The organism is Chryseobacterium sp. StRB126 (assembly GCF_000829375.1).
Classification (GTDB): domain Bacteria; phylum Bacteroidota; class Bacteroidia; order Flavobacteriales; family Weeksellaceae; genus Chryseobacterium.
In genome coordinates this window covers 2,522,697-2,546,827 of record NZ_AP014624.1, presented here as the reverse complement: position 1 = coordinate 2,546,827, position 24,131 = coordinate 2,522,697, and the positions used below count along the sequence as shown (strand labels likewise).

Annotated in this window: 25 protein-coding genes; 11 read left to right on the top strand and 14 right to left on the bottom strand. The window is 35.1% G+C overall.

What is annotated here, in order from left to right:
* The 7 genes from CHSO_RS11495 to CHSO_RS11465 all read left to right on the top strand — a co-directional run bounded on the left by CHSO_RS11495 (position 1) and on the right by CHSO_RS11465 (position 6,277).
* On the top strand, positions 1-600 hold the full coding sequence (locus tag CHSO_RS11495; protein WP_045496018.1) for a Crp/Fnr family transcriptional regulator: 600 nt from the start codon (positions 1-3) through the stop codon (positions 598-600).
* A gap of 65 nt (positions 601-665) precedes the next feature.
* Positions 666-1,286: a hypothetical protein gene (locus tag CHSO_RS11490; protein WP_045496016.1), complete on the top strand. Its 621-nt coding sequence runs from the start codon at positions 666-668 to the stop codon at positions 1,284-1,286.
* Between the two features lie 257 nt (positions 1,287-1,543).
* Positions 1,544-1,948 (top strand): DoxX family protein, encoded by a 405-nt coding sequence (locus CHSO_RS11485; RefSeq protein ID WP_316932472.1) that lies wholly within the window; start codon positions 1,544-1,546, stop codon positions 1,946-1,948.
* 338 nt (positions 1,949-2,286) lie between these two features.
* On the top strand, positions 2,287-3,195 hold the full coding sequence (locus CHSO_RS11480) for a DUF6268 family outer membrane beta-barrel protein (protein WP_045496012.1): 909 nt from the start codon (positions 2,287-2,289) through the stop codon (positions 3,193-3,195).
* A gap of 35 nt (positions 3,196-3,230) precedes the next feature.
* A complete protein-coding gene (locus CHSO_RS11475) occupies positions 3,231-4,298 on the top strand; it encodes a sensor histidine kinase (RefSeq protein WP_045496010.1) in 1,068 nt (355 codons plus the stop codon).
* The gene (locus CHSO_RS11470) at positions 4,295-5,050 is read left to right on the top strand and encodes a LytR/AlgR family response regulator transcription factor (protein ID WP_045496008.1); all 756 of its coding nucleotides are present in this window, start codon (positions 4,295-4,297) and stop codon (positions 5,048-5,050) included. The genes CHSO_RS11475 and CHSO_RS11470 overlap by 4 nt, the downstream gene beginning before the upstream one ends.
* A gap of 318 nt (positions 5,051-5,368) precedes the next feature.
* Complete coding sequence (locus tag CHSO_RS11465; RefSeq protein ID WP_198408397.1) at positions 5,369-6,277, top strand: PhzF family isomerase; 909 nt, start codon at positions 5,369-5,371, stop codon at positions 6,275-6,277.
* 3 nt (positions 6,278-6,280) lie between these two features.
* Here CHSO_RS11465 and CHSO_RS26275 read toward each other — a convergent pair whose 3' ends face one another.
* Positions 6,281-6,526: an AraC family transcriptional regulator gene (locus CHSO_RS26275; protein ID WP_045496006.1), complete on the bottom strand. Its 246-nt coding sequence runs from the start codon at positions 6,524-6,526 to the stop codon at positions 6,281-6,283.
* Between the two features lie 238 nt (positions 6,527-6,764).
* Between CHSO_RS26275 and CHSO_RS11455 the strand changes: the two genes are divergently transcribed.
* Entirely contained in the window at positions 6,765-7,691 is a 927-nt protein-coding gene (locus CHSO_RS11455) for a Dyp-type peroxidase (protein WP_045496004.1), read from the top strand.
* A gap of 149 nt (positions 7,692-7,840) precedes the next feature.
* Here CHSO_RS11455 and CHSO_RS11450 read toward each other — a convergent pair whose 3' ends face one another.
* On the bottom strand, positions 7,841-8,482 hold the full coding sequence (locus CHSO_RS11450) for a DUF1062 domain-containing protein (protein ID WP_045496003.1): 642 nt from the start codon (positions 8,480-8,482) through the stop codon (positions 7,841-7,843).
* A gap of 527 nt (positions 8,483-9,009) precedes the next feature.
* Here CHSO_RS11450 and CHSO_RS11445 point away from each other — a divergent pair.
* Together CHSO_RS11445 and CHSO_RS11440 are read left to right on the top strand one after the other, a co-directional pair.
* A complete protein-coding gene (locus tag CHSO_RS11445; RefSeq protein ID WP_045496001.1) occupies positions 9,010-9,705 on the top strand; it encodes a hypothetical protein in 696 nt (231 codons plus the stop codon).
* Between the two features lie 132 nt (positions 9,706-9,837).
* A complete protein-coding gene (locus tag CHSO_RS11440; RefSeq protein ID WP_045495999.1) occupies positions 9,838-10,257 on the top strand; it encodes an EamA family transporter in 420 nt (139 codons plus the stop codon).
* Between the two features lie 140 nt (positions 10,258-10,397).
* Here the strand turns inward: CHSO_RS11440 and CHSO_RS11435 are convergent, their stop codons facing one another.
* The 6 genes from CHSO_RS11435 to CHSO_RS11410 all read right to left on the bottom strand — a co-directional run bounded on the left by CHSO_RS11435 (position 10,398) and on the right by CHSO_RS11410 (position 15,513).
* A complete protein-coding gene (locus CHSO_RS11435; RefSeq protein ID WP_045495997.1) occupies positions 10,398-11,342 on the bottom strand; it encodes a helix-turn-helix transcriptional regulator in 945 nt (314 codons plus the stop codon).
* 168 nt (positions 11,343-11,510) lie between these two features.
* Complete coding sequence (locus tag CHSO_RS11430; RefSeq protein WP_045495995.1) at positions 11,511-11,828, bottom strand: hypothetical protein; 318 nt, start codon at positions 11,826-11,828, stop codon at positions 11,511-11,513.
* A complete protein-coding gene (locus CHSO_RS11425; protein WP_045495993.1) occupies positions 11,815-12,036 on the bottom strand; it encodes a hypothetical protein in 222 nt (73 codons plus the stop codon). The genes CHSO_RS11430 and CHSO_RS11425 overlap by 14 nt, the downstream gene beginning before the upstream one ends.
* A gap of 81 nt (positions 12,037-12,117) precedes the next feature.
* Positions 12,118-12,546: a hypothetical protein gene (locus CHSO_RS11420; RefSeq protein ID WP_045495991.1), complete on the bottom strand. Its 429-nt coding sequence runs from the start codon at positions 12,544-12,546 to the stop codon at positions 12,118-12,120.
* Positions 12,547-12,783: 237 nt separating this feature from the next.
* Entirely contained in the window at positions 12,784-14,043 is a 1,260-nt protein-coding gene (locus tag CHSO_RS11415; RefSeq protein WP_045495989.1) for a hypothetical protein, read from the bottom strand.
* Between the two features lie 399 nt (positions 14,044-14,442).
* On the bottom strand, positions 14,443-15,513 hold the full coding sequence (locus tag CHSO_RS11410) for a WG repeat-containing protein (protein WP_045495987.1): 1,071 nt from the start codon (positions 15,511-15,513) through the stop codon (positions 14,443-14,445).
* Between the two features lie 131 nt (positions 15,514-15,644).
* Here CHSO_RS11410 and CHSO_RS11405 point away from each other — a divergent pair, with 131 nt between their 5' ends.
* Entirely contained in the window at positions 15,645-16,841 is a 1,197-nt protein-coding gene (locus CHSO_RS11405; RefSeq protein WP_045495983.1) for a winged helix-turn-helix domain-containing protein, read from the top strand.
* 163 nt (positions 16,842-17,004) lie between these two features.
* Here the strand turns inward: CHSO_RS11405 and CHSO_RS11400 are convergent, their stop codons facing one another.
* From CHSO_RS11400 to CHSO_RS25360, 6 genes are all read right to left on the bottom strand, one after another.
* Positions 17,005-17,337 (bottom strand): transposase, encoded by a 333-nt coding sequence (locus CHSO_RS11400; protein ID WP_045495981.1) that lies wholly within the window; start codon positions 17,335-17,337, stop codon positions 17,005-17,007.
* A gap of 42 nt (positions 17,338-17,379) precedes the next feature.
* Complete coding sequence (locus tag CHSO_RS11395; RefSeq protein WP_045495979.1) at positions 17,380-17,847, bottom strand: transposase; 468 nt, start codon at positions 17,845-17,847, stop codon at positions 17,380-17,382.
* A 104-nt stretch (positions 17,848-17,951) separates the two neighbouring features.
* On the bottom strand, positions 17,952-19,259 hold the full coding sequence (locus CHSO_RS25025) for a hypothetical protein (RefSeq protein ID WP_052480574.1): 1,308 nt from the start codon (positions 19,257-19,259) through the stop codon (positions 17,952-17,954).
* An 85-nt stretch (positions 19,260-19,344) separates the two neighbouring features.
* Positions 19,345-20,820, bottom strand: a complete 1,476-nt coding sequence (locus CHSO_RS11385; RefSeq protein ID WP_144428909.1) for a hypothetical protein — start codon at positions 20,818-20,820, stop codon at positions 19,345-19,347.
* A 148-nt stretch (positions 20,821-20,968) separates the two neighbouring features.
* Entirely contained in the window at positions 20,969-21,337 is a 369-nt protein-coding gene (locus tag CHSO_RS11380; protein WP_045495977.1) for a hypothetical protein, read from the bottom strand.
* A gap of 751 nt (positions 21,338-22,088) precedes the next feature.
* A complete protein-coding gene (locus CHSO_RS25360) occupies positions 22,089-23,483 on the bottom strand; it encodes a tetratricopeptide repeat protein (protein WP_171817642.1) in 1,395 nt (464 codons plus the stop codon).
* Positions 23,484-24,131: the final 648 nt, after the last annotated feature.

Here is a 24,131-nt window from a genome sequence, read left to right as displayed (position 1 = left end):
ATGGATACAGATCTTATTATTTCGCAGCTGATAGACCATTTTCAGGAAATCGTCCCTTTAAAAGAGGAGGAAATTGATTTTGTAACTCAAAAACTGGAATTTATTCAGCTTAAAAAGAAAGATTATCTGCTTCGCGAAGGACAAATTTCAAGACATATGCGCTTCATTGCCCGGGGAAGTCTGTATGCTTATCATATTGATGAAAAAGGTAAAGAAAATATCACTCAGCTTGGCATTGAAAACTGGTGGATCAATGATCTTTACAATTATCTGAGTGAGCTGCCTTCAAGAATGTTTATTCAGGCTAATGAAGATGCTATGATCATTCAGATCAGTAAAACCAACCTTGAACTGTTATACAAAGAAATCCCTGCCATCTCCGAATTCTGGCGTCTGAAAATGCAATCTGCATACGTTACTTTACAGGAAAGAACGTTTGAACTTTCAAGAGTGGATGCTTACACCAAATACAAAAACTTCGTAACAGCTTACCGCAATATCGAACAGCGTTTTCCTCAATACATGATTGCTTCCTATCTGGGAATAACAGTAGAATACTTAAGTTATTTAAGAAAAAAACACCTGTATGGCGTTTCTTAAGATATCTTAAGTTTATTCCGTTCGTGCCTGAATAATTTTGCTCTCAGAAATTTAATGAGTGCAATATGAAGGCAAAAATAATCGCCATAACAGCTCTTGCATCAGCCTCTCTAAGCCTGAATGCACAGAAAATAAACTACGCCCCGGATCTTGTGTTAGGACACCGCTCCTATAGCTATATGCACCATGTCAATTATTATTTTAATGATCGGCTGAAGCTCAACAATCTCACTTTATTTGATACAGAATATACCAAAGACAAGGAAAACATCTTCTTTATACGAAATACCCTTGCTTACAATCTTACCAAAAGATTCAGCATCAATGCTGCATTAGGAATGAAAAACCCGGGAGCATTTTTCAGTGCTTATGTACAATACCGGATTGCGAAACCTGCTTACTCCTTTTCCTACTCTATCGGAACAACTTACCAAAAAGGATTTTCTCTTGAACAATCTGTATCATTTGAATATACCCCTTATCTGCAGGAGAACCTGCAGGGGTATTTCAGTGTTTTAGTCATTGGGAATATAGATGGTAGCGGATATCCTAGAGGGTTACAGTTTATACGTCTGGGAGTAAAACAGGATAAAATAATGTATGGAGCGGCTTCCAACTTCGATCAGTTCAACAACGCAAAAAAGACCCTTGAAAACATTGGGGCATTTGTAAAATATAATTTTTAAATAATAATATAACCTGAGTTCTGGATAAGACATTTCTATTTTTAGTAAGGAAGTAAGAAAGCCTGGAGCTGGGAGAGGGAAGTGAGTTGAGATCAAAAAAAGCACTTACAACCCTGTAATGTATTATTCCTTTAAAGACAGTTTCATCAAATTTTACGGCAACGTCAGAAATTGTAGTTCCGATAGTAACTTCCAGCCTCTCTCTTCCAGCTTCCAGCCTATCATCCTTAATTTTATGATCTCAAACTCAGGTTAATATAATAAAAAAGAACATTGATTTAGGACTATTAATCAGCAGAATCGCCATTGGATTTCACATGTCAGTTTATGGAGTTAACAAATTGATCCACGGAGTTGGATTTATAGAAGATATAATGATTATGCATGGTTTACCTTCCTTCTTTGCTTATGGAGTGTTTGCAGGAGAAATTATTGCTCCTATTATGTTGATGCTGGGATTCAGAACACGTTTGGCAGGTTTGATCTTTGCCGCCAACTGCTTTACCGCAATGGTTCTTGCCCAAACGGCTAATATTTTTAAACCTAATGATTTTGGAGGCTGGGCTTTGGAATTATTGGTGATCTATATGTTGGTGGGAATAAGTTTCTTTTTTGCAGGGAGTGGGAAATATTCGGTTTCTACAGCTAATAAATGGGACTAAGTATTATGTTTGAAAACGCTAAGGCACTAAGCTTTTCTTTTTAACCCGTTTTTAAGGCTCAAAGATTTTATCTGCGATACAATTGAATACCGCTTATTTTTACCACGGATGCACGAATGATTTTATTAGCGTGTATTCGTGGCATTTTCAGCCTTATTTTGAGTCTTTAATTTCGTAAAAAACAAGTTAAAATTAGATTTTCATTTTCACAAGTTAAAATTCATCCTAGAAATACTACACTTCATCTACCCAACTCTACAATACATCTTTTAATACCCTGAAAAACAAATGATTAAATAAATATTAAACTTTCTTTGTGGTGTCAAAAAAAGAAAAAAATGAGAAAAAAATGGATGATCATTGCTGCACTCACACAGGCAGCTTATGCTTTTGCACAAATAGAATTGAGATCAGAATACCTGCCTCAGCAGAAGTATATCAATGACAACGGAGATAAAACTGAGGGTAAAAGTTCTTCACTCACCACTACTTTTACCGCAATGGTTCCTGTAAGTGTAAAACCATCAAACTACCAACAGCCTTCCCTATGGGCAGCAACCCTTAATGCTTCCTATACTTCATTCAGTAATGATGGAATCACAACTGAAGCCCTGCCCAAAGAAATTGGTTCTGCAGATCTTGGTGTTATGTATATGACCCCATTAAACGAAAAGCTTATGTTTATTGGTGGAGCTTCTGCCGGTGTCTACTCTACTCATACCAATCTGAAAAAATTGGAGATGGATCATGTGGTGGTAAATGTTTATTCTTCTTTCATATGGCAGCTTCGTCCCAAAATAAAACTTGGAGTTGCTCTTGTTGGAAATAATGCCTTTGACAAGCCTATGCTTATTCCTTTCCCGTACTTCCAGTATCATAGTGAAAAAGCTCGTGGAATGGAATATCATGCGGAATTGAGTTATACACCCAAATTTTCTGTAGGGTACAGATTTAATGAGGCATTTGCTCTGCGTATTGTGAACCGTCCCAAGTTTTTCTTTTCTCTTGCTAAGATTGACGGACAAAAGAAATATTTCGATCATCATTACGTAAGCTTAGGCATGGAACCAGAATATAGCATCAATAATTGGACAATAAGTGGTATGTTTGGGGCTAATTTTGGACGTACGGACCGCTATCGTGACAGAGAGCCTTCCAATTTTCTTAAATGGGGAAATGCAACTTTTGATCCTTCATTCTATATTTCTGCAGGGATAAAATATAACTTTGCAAAAAAGCATAAATAAGAAATACCCAACTTACTCTATAAACTGAACTTAATATGGATCTTTCTGAAATTTTCCCGAATCAGGAAATGAAAACCAAAAGATATGTGCTCCCGCTCTATTATTTTTTGGTAACCACTCTCTACACCATATACCAAATCATTTTCTTCAATACGATTTTGAAAAGCAGCATTCTTTCAAAAAGCAGCTTATGGGACAATTTTTTGCTTCAGTTTGCCATCTTCTATCCTATTGTTCTGGTTATGACTTTTCTGGATTATCTTTTGATTAAGTTTATTAATGAGATTACCCCTCTGCACAGCAGTTTATACAGACATGCTTCGGCTCTGTTTGTAAGTAATATTTTGTTATGTATTCTTCTGTATGTTATCTTTAACTTTACAGTTACAGAGGTAATGGATGTGGGAATCCGGCAGTCACTTTCTTATAAAACAAGTCTTATTCTCAATATTACAGCCAATTTACCCATCCTTCTGGTTATTGATCTGCTATTTTACTTTCAGGCAGAACGTAAGGCAATTAAAGCTACCGAAAAAGCTAAACGGGATATGTTGATGTACCAGTATAATGCCTTGAGAGTACAGGTAAATCCACATTTTTTGTTCAATTCGCTTAATGTATTATCTTCTCTCATTTATGAAAATCAGGAACAGGCGAATAAATATACCAAAGCCTTATCACAGGTATACAGACAGGTCTTATCTGTAAGTAAAAAACCTCTGAATACATTACAAGAGGAAATGCATTTCTTCCGGCAATATCTGTTTCTGATGGAAATACGGTTTGAAAATGGCTTTAAAATAGAAATTGAACCTATTGAGCAATGGGAAGACCGCAAATTGGTAGCCTTCAGCTTTCAGCTTCTTCTGGAAAATGCTTTTAAACACAATGTAAGCTCTGCTGCAAATCCTTTATTAATCTATATTTCTGTGAATGAAAACGGTATATCTTTCAGAAATAGAATATTTTTGCGCAATGATATCACAAAAGGAGAAGGCATTGGTTTATCTTTTCTGAATACACAATACGACCGTTATCATAAAAAACTCAGAATAACAGAAGAAGAGAATGATTTTACGGTCAAAATACCTTTCGTAGAATGAAAAAATATTTAATTGTTGAAGATGAGCGTCTGGCTTTTTCTGAATTGAAACGAATGGTAGATCATCTTCGCCCGGATTATCAATTACTAGGAAGAACAGAAAGTGTACTGGAATCTGTTGAATATTTACAGGAATACAAGCCTGATTTTATTTTAATGGACATCAGTTTGTCGGATGGGAGTTGTTTTGAGATTTTTAACCATATAAAAGTAGAAGTTCCTATCATTTTTACAACCGCTTATGACGAATATGCCATACAGGCCTTTAAAGTAAACAGTATAGATTATCTGTTGAAACCTATTTATGAAGAGGATCTGGAACGTGCCCTCATCAAGCTTGAAGACCTTCATTTTCACAATGAACAAAAAGAAATAGGTATACGGATGGTAGAATCTTCCCTCATGAAAAAGGTTAAAAACAGATTTTTGGTTCACTCCCGTGATGGATATCTCTATGTTGAATCTAAAAACATCGCCTACTTCTACAGTGAAGAAAAAGTAGTAATGCTGCATACATTTGATAATAAAAGATATATTATTAATTATACGCTGGATCAGCTGGAGGAACAGCTTACAGAGGATGTCTTTTTCAGGGTTTCCCGAAACTGTATTGCCAATATCAAAGCCATTAAAGGAATAAAAAAGGTTGTCAACAGTAGATTAGCGATTGATTTTGAACCGGAGTGTCCCCATGAAATTGTTGTGAGCCGCGTGCGGGTTCAGAACTTTCTTGAATGGCTGAATGATGATTAAGTAAATGGCCAAAATACACCAGTGCATTCATGGCCATTAAAACTTATTCAGATACATCTGCGTCATCAACAATTTCTGAGTGATAATCTCTTCCCACAATCAATTTTATCGCAGATAAAATCCTTGTGCCATAAACGTGTTGAAAAAAGAAAACTTAGAGTCTTAGCGTTTTTAACAAAATTCTATATCTCTATGTGGTTAGAATTTTGTTAAACCACATAGAGATATAGTTTTTTAAGATTTTATTGGGGCATTAACGGCAAAAAGCAGACGAGGTCATTTCATTTATACCTATCTTTATCCTGAATTTAATAAGTTATGATGAAGGAAGTAATCGTGTATCAAATTGATTCTTTTACAAAAGAAAAATTCAAAGGAAATCCTGCAGGTGCTGTACTAAACGCTGAGAAGCTGACCTCTGATGAGATGCAGCTCATTGCAAGAGAACTCAACAATTCAGAAACAGCATTTGTTTTTAAACCCGATCAGAAGGACCATTTTGATTATCATATACGCTACTTCACTCCTACCACTGAAGTTCCTATCTGCGGACACGCCACCATTGGAGCGCTTTATGCCAGAGCTATAGAAGACCAGCTAAATTCCTGTACCCTTAAAATCAACACTCAGGTTGGTGTTTTACCTATCGACATTCTAAAAGTAAATAATGATTATCAAATTACGATGACTCAGGGAAGCTTTAGTCTGGAACCAGCTTTTGAACCATCAATAAAGCAAAGAATTGTGGATGCCTTAGGCTTAAAAAAGGAGGACCTGAATGAGAAATGCCCAATACAGATTGCTTCTACAGGCCATTCTAAAGTCATGATTGGTATTAACAGCAGAACATTACTGAATAATCTCGCTCCGGATTTTGGTACTTTAGCCCATCTCAGCAAAGAAATCAAATGTAATGGTTATTTTGTATTTACTTTCGATTCTGATGACCAGGATGTTTTGACCTACGGAAGAATGTTTGCTCCGGCTATCGGTATTCAGGAAGACCCTGTTACAGGCAATGCCAATGGCCCTTTGGGAGGTTATCTTATTCAGAATAGAATCGTAGAAGTTTCTGACGGAACTTTTGAATTTATCGGAAGACAAGGGGAAATCATCAATCGAATTGGACAAATGAAAGTTGAGGTCATTATAAAAAATTATATTCCTGAAATCATCAGAATTACAGGAGATGCTGTTACTGTATTCCGTACAGTGATGTTTGTATGATACTTATTCTGAATCCAATTTAGTCCCGTCCAGTTTTTTGCGATAGTTTTTCGGAGTAGATCCGGTTTTTACTTTGAATAAGTGAGAAAAGTTCTGAAATCCCAGTTCAAAAGCAATTATCACAATAACATTACAGATCAACGCTGTTAAACGGATTTCCTGATAAGGGAGACTATACATGGCTAATACCGCCAGATAAATGGAACTACCGCCAAATCCTACTGATGAATATTCAAATGCAATTATCAAAAAGAATAGAAAAATCTCCCAATATCCCCTATTAATTTGTTGAAGGTTTATTTCATTACAATAATACTCATTTTACCGCTTGATTAATGATAGAAGATGTAAAAGTCTCTATGGTAATTTGTGAAAAAAATGTCATAAATTGTTTATTTCAAAAATAAAGTAATGGGTTACCATTATCATTTATTAAATTTGATTGATTAGAAACAGTAAAAATGTCCGCAAACGAAACACAAAAAATATGAATTCTCAGAATGTTACCGATTATCCTAACAACAACACCTATTTTCTGGTCTGGAATTTCAAAGAGGATGCTGATCCTGCTAAAATTAAATCTGTATTCCAAAGAATCTGTGCTTTAGTCACCAATCTTAACAATTCGGTTCTTGATCGTTTTCCGAATTCTAAAGCAAGCTGCGTGATGGGAATTGGATATGAGGCATGGTTACATCTTGAATTACCAAGTCCGCTCCCTAAAGAATTTAAAAAATTTGAAGCTATAAAAGGCAGTAAGCATACCGCAGTGAGTACGAGAGGAGATATTCATTTTCACATTCGTTCTAATGAAAAGAGTCTGGCGTATGATATGGCTTCTACAATTTCTGATTTCATGACGGAAATTGCAGATTGTGTGGTTGAGGTTCAGGGATTCCGCTATTGGGACAGCAGATCTATCCTAGGTTTTGTGGATGGCACAGAAAATCCACATGGAAAAGACCGTGATTTTTTTGCCATTATCGGAGATGCAGATCCTCAATATGAAGGCGGAAGCTATCTTTTTGTTCAGAAATACATTCATCATATGAATGCATGGAAATCTCTTTCTGTAGAGGATCAGGAAAAAGTGATCGGAAGATCCAAAGAACAGGATATTGAAATGGATGATGATGTAAAACCTAAAAATTCCCATATTGCATTGGCCAATGTAGGGGATGATTTTAAGGTAGTGAGAGACAATATGCCTTTCGGAAATGTCTCAACCAATGAAATGGGAACTTATTTTATCTGCTATGCAAGTACGTTCAGTACCGTACAAAAAATGCTGACCAATATGTTCATTGGTGATCCTGTAGGAAATTACGACAGAATTCTGGATTTCAGTACTGCCCAGACAGGAACTTTATTTTTTGTTCCTTCAGCGGATATGCTGGATGATTTTTCTACATAAATTAATTCATACAGTAACTTTACCATTAAAATAGATGAGGCTGTCTTCAAAATGGAGTGAAGAATCTCAAACAATTGATCGTTAATGAGATTTTTCCTTCGTCAGAAGGACAAAGTCCAAATTGAGATAGCCTCATCTTTTATGAAGATTTATTCCTTTCCACTTACTTCAACCTGTTTCTCCGCATTGAATAATATATTCTTCAATAGATCTTTATAAATCTTCACAACGTCTCCATTCTGAACTTTATGCTTTTTCTGTAAAGGTCTTTCATGAACAAAGATCGCATCTGCATCAATCAATTGATTCATCTTGCTTGATGAAAGTTGTAGGCAGGTTCTGATAACCGTTGACAATCTGAGATTGAATTCAAAAGGACATTTGATTTTAAAATTCAGTATTTCACTGTCCGAAGCTATCATCTGTTCTAGCGGAATCTCATCAAACTGAATTTCATAGGCTACGCTGTCTAAATCAGCTTCGGCATTATTCTTCCTTCTTGTTTCGCGGGAAAATGCATATTCCCAAGCCAGATCTTTATCATTCTCCGAAAGCCTGTTGAAGGTTTCCTTACTGATAGATTCAGTTCTGATTCTTGAAAACAGGGTCATATTGTATCGGGTGTTGCATTTTTCACATCGGTAAATTAACCAGATATCAATATTCTTTTTTTGGGCATTCAGCCTGAATTTATCACTGCAATAAAACCTATCGCTGTCACAATGGTTGCATTTCTTTTTCAAAAGGGGCGTATTCTGTACTTTTACAGCCCATGTATACTCTATACTCATTATAATTGATGCTTAATAATATTCTTTAGTAATTTTTTCACCTATTATTCAAGCATTACACAAGTCTGCACAGAATATTGAATAGAAATATTCTCTCCTATTCTCTTCTGAACAATAAAATTGTCAAAAGTAGAAATAGAAGATACAGTTGCCTTAATGGCAATGCAATTAAATAATAGGGTTAAATGAAAACCTGTTCGGGTAGAGTTACCCAAACGAAAGAATAATTAGCCTATGGTTTGTGAAGGCTAATATTAAGCTATAACAGGTTTAAGAGTTGTTCTCAAAACGAATTGTTTACTTGGTTGGGATAAAATTAGTTAATTCTGGATAAAAAACAAGTTTTTTATCTCACTTTTTATTTCAAACGGCTCATAATTATAAAAATTTAGCAAATAATACTAATATAAACTCTTGGAAATTAAGCCGAATTATGAAATCCAGTATAAAAAGATAGTGAGAAAACACAGGATTAAATAAAAAACTGCAAATTTGCTTTAATTTCCTCAGAAACATGTATCATAGAAATGAATTATCTTGAAAAAATAAAACGGTTATATCAATTATCTAAGGCAGAACATTCCGGTTTTTCTGAAACAGAAATTATATCGGTGGAGCAGTCCCTGAACATTAAACTTCCAGCTGTACTTCATGAATATTATCTCGCTATAGGCAAAAATAAAACGGTTAATGATTCACACAACAGGCTTCTGAGTCCAAATAATTTTTATTTTACAGAGGATAGATATCTTGTTTTTTATGAAGAGAATCAAGGGGTTGTACAATGGGGAATCAAAGAAACGGATCTTCATCTTGACAATCCTTCCGTATGGGGAAATTACGACACGGTTCACGAATCAGACTGGCAACAGGAAACACAAACTCTGGAAAACTTCTTTCTATCTATGTCTATCTATTACGGAACCCTTGGCGGGCTTCTCTATCATGCTAATTCTTTTTCGCCGGTAGCTTCTGAAACAGTAAAATTCATACAACGTAATAGGTCTGAAGTTTCTGAAATTTCATGGGAAAGACAAAAGATTTATACAGATCATTATTTTGAAGTCATTAGTCTTTCATTTGATGAGGCGGGTGAGTGTACCGCAGTTTTTGTAGGTACATCTCTGGAGGAAAGGTTTGAAAAGATACTGGATCTTCCCGGTATTGATTGGTCATACACTTCTTACGAAGATATGGGTGAAGATTATGAAACAGAAGATTAATCAGTCTGATATTAAAACTTTAAAATTAATTTTAACCCTATAGATCCAGGAAAGTATTAATATTATTTGTACTTTAGAGTAAAGTGTTTCAGAGTGTTGCTATTTTAAATCAATCATTTAAAACCTTACAATATGTGGTGGGTATATGCGATTCTTTCGGCGTTTTTTGCTTCGTTGACTGCCATTTTTGCCAAAATTGGGATTACAGGAGTAAATTCGAACCTTGCTACCGCGATCAGAAGTGTAATTATTTTACTGGTAGCATGGGGAATTGTTTTAGCAAGAAGTGAATACAAAGGGATCCCTGCTCTTTCCCGTCATAATCTTATTTACCTTGTGGTTTCCGGTCTGGCGACAGGGCTTTCATGGATTTTTTATTTTAAAGCATTACAAGTGGGTAAAGTCACTCAGGTAGCTCCGGTGGATAAATTAAGTGTTGCTTTGACAATTGTTCTTTCTATTATATTCCTTGGGGAATCTCTTACTTTAAAAACAACAATAGGAGCCTTATTGATTATTATAGGAACCTTGGTATTGATTTTTGAACAGTAATCTTATCTGACAAAGGGACTTAAACCCAAGGGCTCGCAAAGAGAATAGTTGAAAACTTTTATTTTGTGTTCGCAAGGCCACTTCGTTTAGCAAAGAATGGCATTAAGACAGCTAAATTTTATTCATCAATTATTAATCTACTATACAGTATCAATCCATTTGTACAGATCAACATCAGCGGAAATTCCAAATGATTTTCTGAGTCTGCTTTTTCTGGTTTGAATGGTACGTACTGCAAGATGATTGTATTCAGCAATGTCTTTTGTTGTGAAACCTAGTTTAATCAAAGCACACAACTTAAATTCATCAGCACTCATATCAGGATTACATTCCATCAGATTATCATATAAACCGGGAAACATTTGTTTAACTTTAGGAATAAAGGCAATATCATCATTCATGGCCAGCTTTACGATACCTTCCAAATCTATCTGATATTTACTGTTGAGTTTTGCTCTCATATCAGCAATAATCTTCTCACTTCTCATGGCCTGCTGATATAATTTTACAATCTTGAACTGTTTTGTAAGGATACAATATCCAAGGATACTAACCCCTAAGAATACCTGTAAAAAGGTAATCAATCTTTGATTTTCTGAAAACAGCACATTATCTGCTCCTTCGATGGTAAATATCCTGAAATCATAATAATGACTGATGCTGAAAAGAATAAGGGCGGTGAGATACACAATCAGATTATACCAGACTGTTTTTTTAGAATTGAAAATAAACAGTGAGGCCAGCATAATGACAAAATAATATAATGACAACCCGTTTTCAAAACCTGTAGTGGATGAAAAAAAGAAGATCAGAAAAAGAAAAAGTTCTAAACTAAATAGCGTTACCAAATGATTATAGCGCACTTTTGTAAAAAAGAAAAGGAAGAGATAAAAAATCCCCAATGCCGATAAAACAAAAAAGTTGACCTTTAAACCAAACAACAGGTCTCTGCATCCGTTAAAGATCAGAACAACTCCAATAGAAAACGCAAATAAATTCATTCTTTGAGCTTCAATAAGCTCAAGCGGACCTGTATCAGGAGCAATATGCCTGTTCATTATCTGATCCCAGATTTTACGAAACATAATTTATAGATATTTAGCAAAAAACTTGAAATTCAATACAAAAATAAATAAAATGCTTTTATATTTTACCAAAAGAGTCGATTATCATTAAAAAACACATTTATAAAAAGCAGTTTGATAATTTCATTTTTTTTAAAAATCATTGACTATCTCTATAGAATTATCTATTTATATCAAAAAGATTTTTCTCCATTTTCCAATAGTATTTCTGCTGAGTTTAAATCGAAGCGCTAACTGGGTGTTGTTGAGATTATTCTCTTTCTGATAATCCAGGATTCTCATTATATCAGTTCTTTTATAAGAACGGTACTGGCTGTTCCTTTTTTCAGAGTTTCCAAAAATAATGGTATTAAGCTTCAGGATATCCAATGCTAAAAGCTCATTTTTAGACAATAAATGTTCACACAGATTGTATTTATGTGGACATTTACGGTTAATAATATCTGTGTAGATCTGTTTAAAATCAGGTTGTTTATATTCTTCCATATTTTGATTCAATAGATTGACGGATTACTGTTCCGGCAGCGTCAAAGTCTATATACAAAACCTTTTTTCTGCCATACCAATATCTCTTCAGAATGTAGCTCCATTGATTATCCGGGTAAAAGTTAAACCCATTCCCCAGCCTGACTACAACTTCCTTTTTGGATAAGCCGATCAATACTTTATCGTTATTCAATACTGTATTTTTCATATCGTAATTTTGAGCTTTTGAATGATGTAAGACCAATAATAGATTCGCCTTCGCGATTTTCTGAAAGTCTTTTACAACAGTTTACTGACTGTACTTACCAATCCACTTATGAAGGGTTGTTTTGGGGATTTTGTATCGTATAACAATTTCTGCCCTAGTCATTTCACCATTTTTTATCTGTTCAAGAACAAAATCAATAACCTCCCGGGTATAAATATTCTTACGAAACCGGGGTAATTCTGTTTTTTTCTCTTCAGATGAAGCATTCTTTATTCTAGGTGAAGGAGGAGCATAAAGAATAAGGTGTTGGGAATAGATTCTGAAAAAATCATATTCCAAAAGTTTGCTCCATTTCAATAAAATTTCGGCATCCAGGCTGCTGCAAATATACATTTCACCAACTTCTTTTTCTGTACAATGAAAAAAATTACAGATGCGGGACAATTCTATATTGTTTTCGGAAACGGCTTTCTCTATCAGGTTTCCTATATGAATATTTTTATAATTCATACTTCTTTTTTTTAAAATACTGTAAGAACCTCAGAAGAGATACAGTATTTATAATCAGCTTGTGTTTTGTTTCAAGAGGTAAATAAGATATATCAAAAGAGATTTCTGGTTTACCTTATTATCAATCGTAAAAAGCTTCTCTGTGAAAATACCTCTAACAACTGATTTTTTTAATTAAAGATCAGACAGGTAATTTTTAAAAGTTCCGGCGGGGCTCCGCCCCGCCGGAACTCAATATTAAGAAGACATTCTTTGTGCTGTAATATGAACACGTCTGATGTTATTGGCAGGAATTGTATCATTTAAATTATCTACATAGACAAAAACGGTTAATCGATACCAAACTCCATCAATAGCCAGATCTATGGTTTCTATTTCCTGAGAATCATCAGAGCTGCTTGTAGAATTTATTGGTGTAGAACTGCTGTTCATATTATCCCCCCAGTTAAGGTAAATCCCGTTATCTGTTTCTACATAACCTCCCGGAGCTACTAAGATATTGGCTCTACGGAAACGGTCTACACTGGATAATGCCGAATACCACATTTTAACATTACCGGAAGATACATTCACCAATCTGGGATTGTATGTCACTCCGCCTGACCCTGTATTGGAACTGGACAAAAAGCTAAGATCCAGCCTAACTTTTCCGCCTAAAATAGGTGGATTCGGAATCATAGTACTTAATAACCCTGTTGTAGTTGCCGGAACTTCATACGTGAAGAACTGGTACTCTCCCGGACTAAGCTTTTTACCTCCGCCCACTTCTGCATTACACGTTTGCCCGCCGACAGAAACAGGGAATACCGTTGTATTGGGACTTGAGACTGTAGGTGTTCCGGAAATTGTATAGATTAAAGTTCCTGATCCCTGTGCAAAATTCCCTTGTGTAATGGTTGCGATAAGTCCGTTTACTGGTCCTAGTGTCTGTGCAGCATATATTCCGCCGTTTCCTCCAGCATAAGGAATAGTCATTGTTCCCTGAAAAGGAGTTCCGGCAGTATATGTCAGCGGATCAAGATTAGCATCCGTACATCTCAAAGCTCCTATACTTCCCTGCTGTAATAACCGCCCGTCCAGCGGTCTCCATTGGGCACCATCCCAATATACATATCCGGCGTAGGTAAATGTAGATTGCGTTCCCAAATTATAAACCAAAAGCCCGATAGCAGGATTAGGAATTGTAGAAGAGTCGTTGTAAGCTGTTAAAGCCACTCTTGGTCCCAGAAAACCTTTCTGCTTTCCTGATGCCAACTGGCTGACATTGAGTTCTAACATTGCCGACAGATCAGGCGATGTAGTTCCCATCCCAACACTTCCGTCGGCTGTTACTACAAAATCATTGGCCTGTTGCCCTGCAGTAGGACTTCCTGTGGCATTATTGTCTTTTTTCCCATCAATATTAAAGATTCCCTGCGGATTAGGGGTATTGATGCCAACCTGTGAATAGTTGAGCGAATAAGCCATTACAAATAATGGAAGGAGATAATTTTTCATTCTGTGTTTATTGTATTTAAATTTCTTGTAAGATTTTAATGCAAGATTAGAGTTATTTCACACTCAGCCCAAGAAAATAAATACGCTACAGATACACTACAAGTTCATGACAACATACGTCACAGATACGTTGGGCATCAAAATAAATAATACAAAAAATTAAAAATCAATCACTTACTATAAATGAATTCAATTTTATAAAAAGTCAACAATATTTTAAATATTGAAAATAAAAATAAACCCTACATGAATTAATTTTCATGTAGGGTTTATTCCATATATTCTGAAAAAAGGGAATTTCACTTCTGACTTATGAAATGATTGTGAATGGGTGAAAAATATTTTTCACGTCTTTAGATATTGAAAAAATGAAGAGTATATTTAGAATAAGATGACAGGTTATGGCTTGGAAATAAACTTCCATCTCAAATGATTATTATACATTTCAAGAACAAGAGCTTTACCATCACTAAACCTATTGGCTACCGAAAACGCAGGCTTGAATATCCAATTCCCTTTTTTATCAATATAACCGGATAAGTGTCTTTGGGAACCGTTTTCTTCTTTTTCACCTATAGCTACAGCCAATCCTTCTGAAAAATCCCATGCTTCATAAAACTTAAAGTCAATAATCTGTTTTCCCGTATTATCAATATATCCAATTTGTGAATGATCATTTTCTACATAGGCTAATCCCTCATGAAAGTCTCCTGAATTGACATATTTTGGTTGTATAACTACGTTTCCATGCAGATTAAGAAATCCCCATTTGTCAGACTTTTCGTCATAAAAACCAATTAAACCTTCAGATACCCGGGAAAGTATTTTATATTTTGTTTCGATCACAAATTTACCGGTTATATCAATCACGCCCCATAATCCATCTTTTGTTTTTCGGGCAACTGCAAATCCTTCATGAAAAGTTTCTATTTCATCAAAATCCAATGCAATTGCTACTATTCCTTTTTTGTTGATAGCTCCATATTTTTGGCCATCAGAAACTACAGATAATCCTTTATAAAACGGAAATGTTACCCTATATCGTTTATCGATGGGTAAAACCTCCTTTCCCTGCAAATCAATGAAACCATAGAACCCTTTCCTCACAGCAAATGCCAATGAATCTCCAAATTCACCTACGTTCTGATAAAGGGTATCAATCACCAGTTTTCCTGATCCGTTAATAAATCCGGATTTTCCTGATCTGGTATACATTTCAGCTCTGTCAAAATTAAATTGTAATGGCAGTCTGGAAGTCCGCTTGAATTTGAAAGGCAACAAATTCCCTTTATTATCCATATATTGGTAATAATCATTGATACAAACCAGAGCCTTTCGCTCCTGAAAAGGATAGGCAGATTCAAAATTGAGAGATTCAAAAAGGGTTTTATAGTCCTTATTTTTTTGTGAAAAAAGTACCGTAGATATAAGTTGCAAACCTATTAAAAAAACTTTTACTTTTAGATTCATTCGTGTGTGTTTATCAGATTGGGAATAAAGCTAAAATACAAAAAACTTCAATTCCCTGAAAAGCTAAAAATCAGAACAGAATGATGACAGCTTTGTCTCTTATAATTCAATACATTTGTAATCCTATTGATATGAAAAATACACCTTCGTTACAAACATTACAGCTCATCACATTAGAGCGTCAGGGATTAACGCATACCTCTCCTTTCGGAACTGGAAAAGATGCAGTGCTTACCGCTTTGGAGCATCTTGGATATATACAGATTGATACCTTATCTGTAGTGGAAAGGGCACATCATCATACTTTATGGACAAGAATTCCTGATTTTCAGACCAATTATCTGGAAGAGCTGGTGGAGGAACGTAAAGTATTTGAATACTGGTTTCATGCTGCTTCCTATCTTCCAATGCAGGATTTCCGATATGTATTGCCTCAAATGCTTTATATAAAACAAAGCGACTCTCATTATTATAATGCAGATAAAAAGGATATGGACTATGTAGTAGATACTATCCGGACTGAAGGTCCTAAAATGGCAAGAGATTTTGAGAGTAAAAAGGATAAAACCGGAAGCTGGTGGAACTGGAAACCCGCAAAACTGGCTCTTGAAAGGCTTTTTATGCAGGGAGACCTGATGGTCAGCGGCCGTCGCGGTATGCAGAAAACTTATGATCTTGCAGAGAGGGTAATACCATCTTCTATCAATACAACAGCACCTACCCCACTTGAACTAGCTGAATATTTGGTAAAAACAACTCTCCGTGCTTATGGTTTTACAAGTTTAAAACAGATAACCCATCTTAGGAAAGATGATACATTGAAAAAAAATGTGAATTTGGGTTTACAATCTTTACTTGAGAAGGGTGAAATACAGAAGATTTCCGTTGAAGGGATTCCTTCCTTTTTTATTCAACGTGATTTACTTGAAAAGTCTGATGGTATAACGGGATCAGAGGTAAGGTTGTTGTCTCCCTTTGACAATTCCATTATTCATCGTGACCGTATTAAGCAGATTTTTGATTTTGATTTCCGCCTTGAGTGTTATGTTCCCAAGGAAAAAAGGCAATATGGATATTTCTGTCTACCTATCTTATTTGGAAACACATTTATAGGAAGAGTGGATTGTAAGGCCCATAGAAAGGATAAAAAATTTGAAATGATCCACCTGCATATTGAGAATACAGAAATCGCTCCGGAACTTTGGCTATCCTCTTTTGCCGAGGCTGTAAAGCGGTTTGCATCCTTTAATGGCTGTGAATCTCTACTTCTTACCAAAGTGAGTCCATCAAAATTTAAAAGGATAATTAATAAAGCTTTGTCTCATTAATTTACCAGCTATATCCATAAAAAAAGACTGCCTCAACACAGACTTAAAAGTCTTCGAATGCAGTTCAATAGTATAAAGTGTTTGACTTTAAAAGCCTTTACATTACTCCCAGAATAACAAGAGCCTACTTTTTGACCTTTGAAACAATCTCCTCTTTTCCACTTTATTTCACCAGCTTTTCCAGCTTTTTCCATTTAGTAATGGTATTTCTGCTCATTTTAAAGTGGCTGGCCAGTTGTGAGTTGTTCAGCCTGTTTTTTTTCTGATAATCCAGGACCCTCAAAATATCAGATTCATTGTAGGCGCGATGCTTTTGGGAAGATTTTTCTTTGTTATCATAAATCTGGGGGAAGATTCTACGGTTAAGTTCCAGAATGTCTGCTGTATCCAGATTTTCTTTTTTTAATAGTTCTTTACAGGCTTTTATCTTATCCGGATGCTGTTTTTGAAGCATATCCTGATAAATAATTTTATAATTGGGGCGGTTTATTTTCATGGTATTGTTTACATTTCACGGTGTAAAAAGGATTTCAGAATACTATTCTTCAGACCTTTTAAGTTCACTATTATATTTATTCAACCATTTATGAAAGGTTGATTTCGGGATATTATACCTTTTATGGATTTCTTGTCTGGACATATTCCCGGAATTATATTCGTTCAGCATAAAATCAATAATTTCTCTGGTGTAAAGGCTTTTTCTAAAATTAGGTAATACTGTATCTTCTTTGGGCTGCTCTTTTCCCTGATCAGAGTTACAGGGAGCAAATAGAATGATATGCTGCGAGTAAATACGAAAGAAGTCATATTCCAATAGTTTGCTCCATTTTAAAAGCATCTCAGAATCAATACTGCTGGAGATGTACATCTTTTCTATTTCTTCCGCGCTGCACTTAAGAAAGCCACATATCCGTAACAACCCTATCTTTTTCTCAACAACCCTAAGCTTTATCAGATTTCCCATATGAATATCTTTAAAATCTACCAATACATTGTGTTTTATCATCTTCAAATAAAATTTTAATTCATCAACGTTTATTCAATCAGTACTTCAGGGGACAATTTTTGCCCCCTTTGTACCTAAACACTGTAATCACATTATTCAATATCTTATTGCTTTTTCAGAAATTCTACCTCCGACTTCAGCTTTTCTGTAATGGTAAGCAGCAAAGTAATTTGAGACTTCTGTTCATCAATCTGCTTCTGCTGTTCTATGGTATACAAATACAATTCTTCAATCTTCTCCAACGATTGTACAGACAGGTCTGAAATATTAAAAGAATACCCATCTTTGGTTTTTTCAAGTTCTCTGATAGAAGTTACCCCTGGAAGATGCCTGTTTTCCCTAATAAATTTTTCAGTATCATATAATGACGTAAACTTATAAGTAGGTTTTATAGCTGAGTTTTTATTATAGTAGTCTTCAAAAACATAATCAGGATAAGTACCGCCTGTTGTCACGATACTTCCGTTTACTTTCAGTTTCTGAGTGCCTGTGAAAGTTTGCTGACTACTATATCCTACGCTTAACGTATTATTGATATTAAATCTTCCGTTTCCATCAATTTCTGCCCTCTGGCTGCCTGTTGTACCTCCTCCTGAACATGTATTAAAATCAATTCCTGAAGGATTACTTGTACTACCAGTTCCTATTACTAAAGATGTACTATTGCCAGAAGCACTGATTTGTGCTGCATTATTTTTATCTGTATATATCCAAAGCTGATAAGCTCCACCATTAGAAAGTCCTATTGAAGACCTCGTTCCAGTACCTGAGTCTTGCTGTATTCCTATTCCTGCACTATTTTCAAACTGAGTTCTTTGAACCCCTTGAAAACTAAGATTATTACCATTTTGAGTTAGAGTTCTTATTCCTGTAAGTGTTCCGTCAGCGTTATAAATATTCAGAGGATTTGCAGGATTCCATGTAGTCCCATTCCACGTCATTACCTGCCCATTAACAGTTCCGGTAGTAAGGCCCAGTGTATAAGGATTTGCTACAGTTCCTGATCCTGTCCTGGTTAAACCACCGTTAGTTGTTGCATTAAGTACTTCATTACCAATGACACCATCGGCTTCTGTAAAAGATCCATATGCTATTTTTTGCCATGCTGATCCGTCAAAATAGAAATACCCTACTGTGGTTACATTAGCTGTTTTTGTAGTTGTACCGGTAGATGCCAAAGCTTCAGTAACGTATACAATGGCTCCTGTTTGTGCCGCAGTATATAATGCGTCTTTGGCTTTCAGTTCAGAACCCTTTAGTCTTGGTGCAATCAGTCCGTCTGTTTTAGCAGTATTCGTTGAAGCCCCTACAATATCAAACGTTGCTTGTGGCGTTGCTGTATTCACTCCTACTTGTGATAATGCAAAGCCGGAAATCAATAGCGTTCCTAAAAGAATGATGTTTTTTTTCATGTGTTGTATATTTATTTATCCTTGTGTGTAGTGTTGAGAAATACAGATTTTTATAAATCCGTAGGATCATTTGTGTAATTAGAATCTAGTTAATTATAGTGCCAACAATATCAAATCGGTTATCTCCATAGGTCTTTTCACATCCTGGAAACGGACTTGGTGCACAGTCGTTAAAACCACCGAATTCAACTCTTATTCCATCATCATCTGCTGCGTATACATAGCCTTCCAATACAGCGGTATAGGTACCCGGCTCTAATACCACGCTTCTATTTCCTGTAAGATAAAAAGTGCCCCAGGTACCTCCCAGCTTACCATTGGTATAAGACATACTGGATCTCAGGATTACTGCCTTAGAAAAATAAGGAGTATCAGCTGTTGAACCTGAATATAGTCTTACATTCACCTGAATTAACTTGGCATATAGATCTTCCAAACCATATCCTGCATATTGTCCTGCATCTTTTGTAAAGTGAGAAGCACTTATCGAATGGGAGAATGCCACCATTGATTTTTTAGTGAGCGTAAAGGTTCTTTTGGTTAAATCTGCTTTGGAATCACTGTAATTATGAGCGCCCACACTGGTTATAGTTTCTCCAAGAGCATCATTATTATCTCCTCCTGCATACAAAGTGGTTACGGCTGGTATTCCCTCTACTGCACCCAATATCCCATTATTGTCTGCCACCACTGTTTTAGTGGCAACAAAAGGCTGGCTCTGGGTCTCATTTCTCGTACCATCAGCATTAGTAAATATGGCATCAGCAGCTCCATTAGCAGGGAGAGTACGGATTCTTACATTTCCGTTGACATCCAGTTTTTCAGTTGGATTATTTTGTGTGGCATTGAGGGTATTGAGTCCCAGATTCCCTGTATTATGCGCAAATCTGGCCCATTCACTATACGCGGTAGCGCCTGTATACTCTCCGAAAGAAATATGCCCTCTCGTTCCGGAAGTATACAATCTTGTTCCGGGAGAATTGGCATCTCCAATTTTTGGGAAATAAGTAGTTTGGGTCATTCCATACTTCTCCCCTGTTGCATCATCAAAAATATGTCCTATTCCATAATCGGAATCTGAACTAAACTGTATAAAGCCATCAACATTTAATTTGGCAAGAGGATCTACATCTCCAATTCCTACATATCCGGGACCATCAAAGAGTAAAAATTTATCCTTTTGAATAAAAGCATATCTGTCGCTGGTAAAAACATCATCGGTATTGTAGATATTATGTCCTAGCTTTTGCCAGATTAAACCATCAAAATGATAGTATCCAACCTTGGTTACATTTTTCGTTTTATCTGTAGTAGCAACATCTTCCAATGCTTCAGTTACATATACGATAGCTCCTTTCTGGTCATTTGTGTAATTAGAATCTTTAGCTTTAAGTTCCGAGCCCTTTAGCCTTGGGGCAATAAGTCCGTCAGTTTTCGTAGTATCTGTGGGGGAAGCTACAATATCCAATGTTGCCTTTGGATCGGGTGTACTGATGCCAATCTGTGCGAAAGCTGATACTCCTGTTAAAAGTGTTGCTGCTAAAATTAAATTTTTCTTCATTGCTGTTGGGTTATATATTTTTTTAATCTTAATAGTATACAGTTCAGTAACTGCACTACACTTTTGGTGCAATGAACTGTGGGTATTCAAAATGTTTTATTATGGATAAAAAAGAAATCTTGTCTAAACAGATATGACCGATATGAGTTTATATAAAAGATGACGGCCTGGGTAAAAACCTGGGAGGCTTTATCATAATAAATTCAAAAGTCTCATCATATCCCTTTAACACAGCCATTCTCAGATTAATGAGCTTTATATTATAATAAGCCCCAAACATTGTAAAAGCTTTAGGCTTTGTATCTGAATTTTGTTTAACAGCAGAATAAACAATATGAATCTGATCTTCAATCTCTTTGGAAAAAAATCCTGAAACTACAGTTTCATTAGTTATTAATAAATTTCCAATACATACCTGAGCATCTACAAAGCTGCCAATGGCAACACTACATAACAAAAACAATCTCCATATAAAATGGGAAAGTCCTTTTCTGAATGTTATTATTTGTGTTTTCATTGTGTTAGAAAATAGTTTTAGTGTTGGGGCAAAAAATGAATAGGTAAACAATCGCATTTTACGGTTTAAATATTCTTCCTTTTTTGTGAATTATCTGTGTTTTTCAATCCTCTTTATTCTTATCAATTAGAATGGGCAAATATTCATTATTTTAGTGTTCAATAGCAAGTTCCTCACCCCCTACAAAAGCTATACATAAAATTAGTATATTGATTTTCAGCTATTTATTTTAATAACTCTAAATTTAAGAAACAACATAATCATTTAAAGGCCGGGATGATTTGATACTCTTTTCAAAATAAAAAATAAGCTAAGCTTTTCATGAAGTTTATTATACCAATACTATAATTTTGAATGAACATTTCTGAACATTTCAATAAGGTTTTTTATTTTTATATTTTTACTGTTTATCATTATTCTGTATATAAGCCCATATTCTGCAAAAGCATTTTAGAAGTGAGAAATCCTGATTATTATTGAATCCCTCCCTTCATCGGAAATTCAAGGATGTATTCTTTCAACCGATGGATGTTCTTTCCACAAAATCAAAGACACTTATAGAATTTAAATTCAAGAAAAAAATAAAAATCCATTTTGCAGCAACTTAAATTCATTTATACAGTAATAATAAATCAACCATTTTTCAGCTTATTATTGCTATATTGCTCTGTATCTTTATCCCAAATAAAAAACCATCGGCTTGCCTGCCAATGGTTACTATTATTTAAGGAAAGATGAAAGAACCAGAATATTATCCTTCTCTTCTCATCCAATTGTTAAAGTCTATCTCTGAAGGGATATTGTATTTCTTACGGAGCCTGCTTCGCCTCATTTCAACAGCTCCCAGGGTCACGAATGTATAAGTAGCAATGTCTTTGGCAGAAAAATTCAGGTATGCCATTGCGCAGAAAGACAGTTCACTACTACGGATTTTGGGATCATATTTTTTTAATTTTTGTATAAAGTCCGGGTATAATTCTGAGAAAAGGGTTAAAAATCCAGGATTATTATTTTTTGCCAAAACAATAAGATCATTGAATTTATTTTCCTCTATTTTCTTTTCGAGTCCCACAGTCACCTGGCTCATTTCAGAAAGGGTCTTTTTATTTTTATAAATTAATCTTTTGTTTTTGAGATGCCATCTGTACCAAAATAAAGCAACAATGATTAATAAAATAGCTATAGATACAATAAGATACACATATTGTCTGCTTTTCATCTTGTTTTCATGGTCTTTCTGATCGAGAACCTGGCTTAAGGCCTGCTCTACCACTTCTTTGTTGGCTGTATCAAGAGAATCACTTAGCTTTTGATATTGATAAAGATACTCATTGGATTCTTTGAGGTCAAGTTTATTCTTCATAAAATAATCTCCAAGAACCCTGTACAAGTGTTTGGCTGCATCTTTATCTTCCAGATCAACTGCATTTTGAAGTGCCTTACGGTAATAATAGATAGCCTTTTCTTTATTTCCTTTCGCATCTTCAAGGTCTCCATAATTCTCCAAAACGTAGAATAAATAAGTCCCTTTATATTTTTCGAGCAGAGCCAATGATTTGTCCAGATATTCCTGAGCCTTTGCATAATCTTTCCGGATAGTGTACATCTGTCCCTTTTTTGCATAAGTTCCGCTAAGATCGAAAAAGACATTTTCCTCTTTCATCTTTTTTAAAACATCTTCTTGCCGCTGTACATATACCCAGGCAGAATCATGTTGGTTCATCTGAGTATGAATTTCTGCTAAGTTTTCATATGCCCAGTATGTTGACATTTGCCTTCTATAAGAATCTTTGATTTGTTGAGAAAATTTCAATTGCTGATAAAATTCCTTAAGGGCCAGTTTCCTCATCTTAAGCAGTCCATATGTTCTTCCTCTCAGCCTGCAGACCTCAACCTGTATATCTATAGAAGACGAAAAATAGGACTCGTGTTCTGCATTTTTTAAATACCCTAATGCTTCATTATATCCTCCTGTTTCAGCCAATACCTTGGCGATGTAGATATTTGCCAAAGTTTTTCCTTTCGAATAATCAATTTTATCTGATTTTTTTAAAGCTTCATTAGTACTCTTAAGAGCAGAAACTAATTGTACTTCAGAAAATTCTGTAAAAGACTTATCTAAAAGACTATCCACTTGCTTTTCCATACCAGTTTGAGCCTGAATAAAGAGGCCGCTCAATAAAAGAAAAAGAATATGGAAATTTTTCATCAAATCAATGAGATTAAGAAACAAAATACACCTATAAATAAGATGAACACAAAAATATCATTTATACAACAATGAAAAAAGTGAAATTTCATAGATTTTTGTCGATAAAAAATGGCTTCATACGGATATTTATAAAAAAGCTATATCTACCCTAAACTAAAGAAAATGGAGATTTCCCCCATTATAGATGCCATGATGAGTAAAGACATCCTAAAAGATTTTCCATAAAAATAAAATAATCCTTACAATATACGAATTGTAAGGCTCAACAAACTTATTGATGAGTTTTTCAGAGAGAAAAATCAGTTTCATTTTATGAAGAAAAGCGTCATATTTCAACAAGGTAACTTACTAAAATATGCAGAACCTAATTGCAGACTTCATCTCCTCAGCTTATTTTACAATGTTCCATTCTTGAAGCTAAACGGTTATTAAAATCTACTGGTTGGGAAACCTGAACAAATGAAGAAGACCGAAGGAAGAACTGTTTGTGGAGATCAACTAAATTAATAATAAAATTCATTATAAAAAGCAGGAAATCTTTTGAAGATCTCCCCTTTTTTGTCTTAAATTGATACACAATAA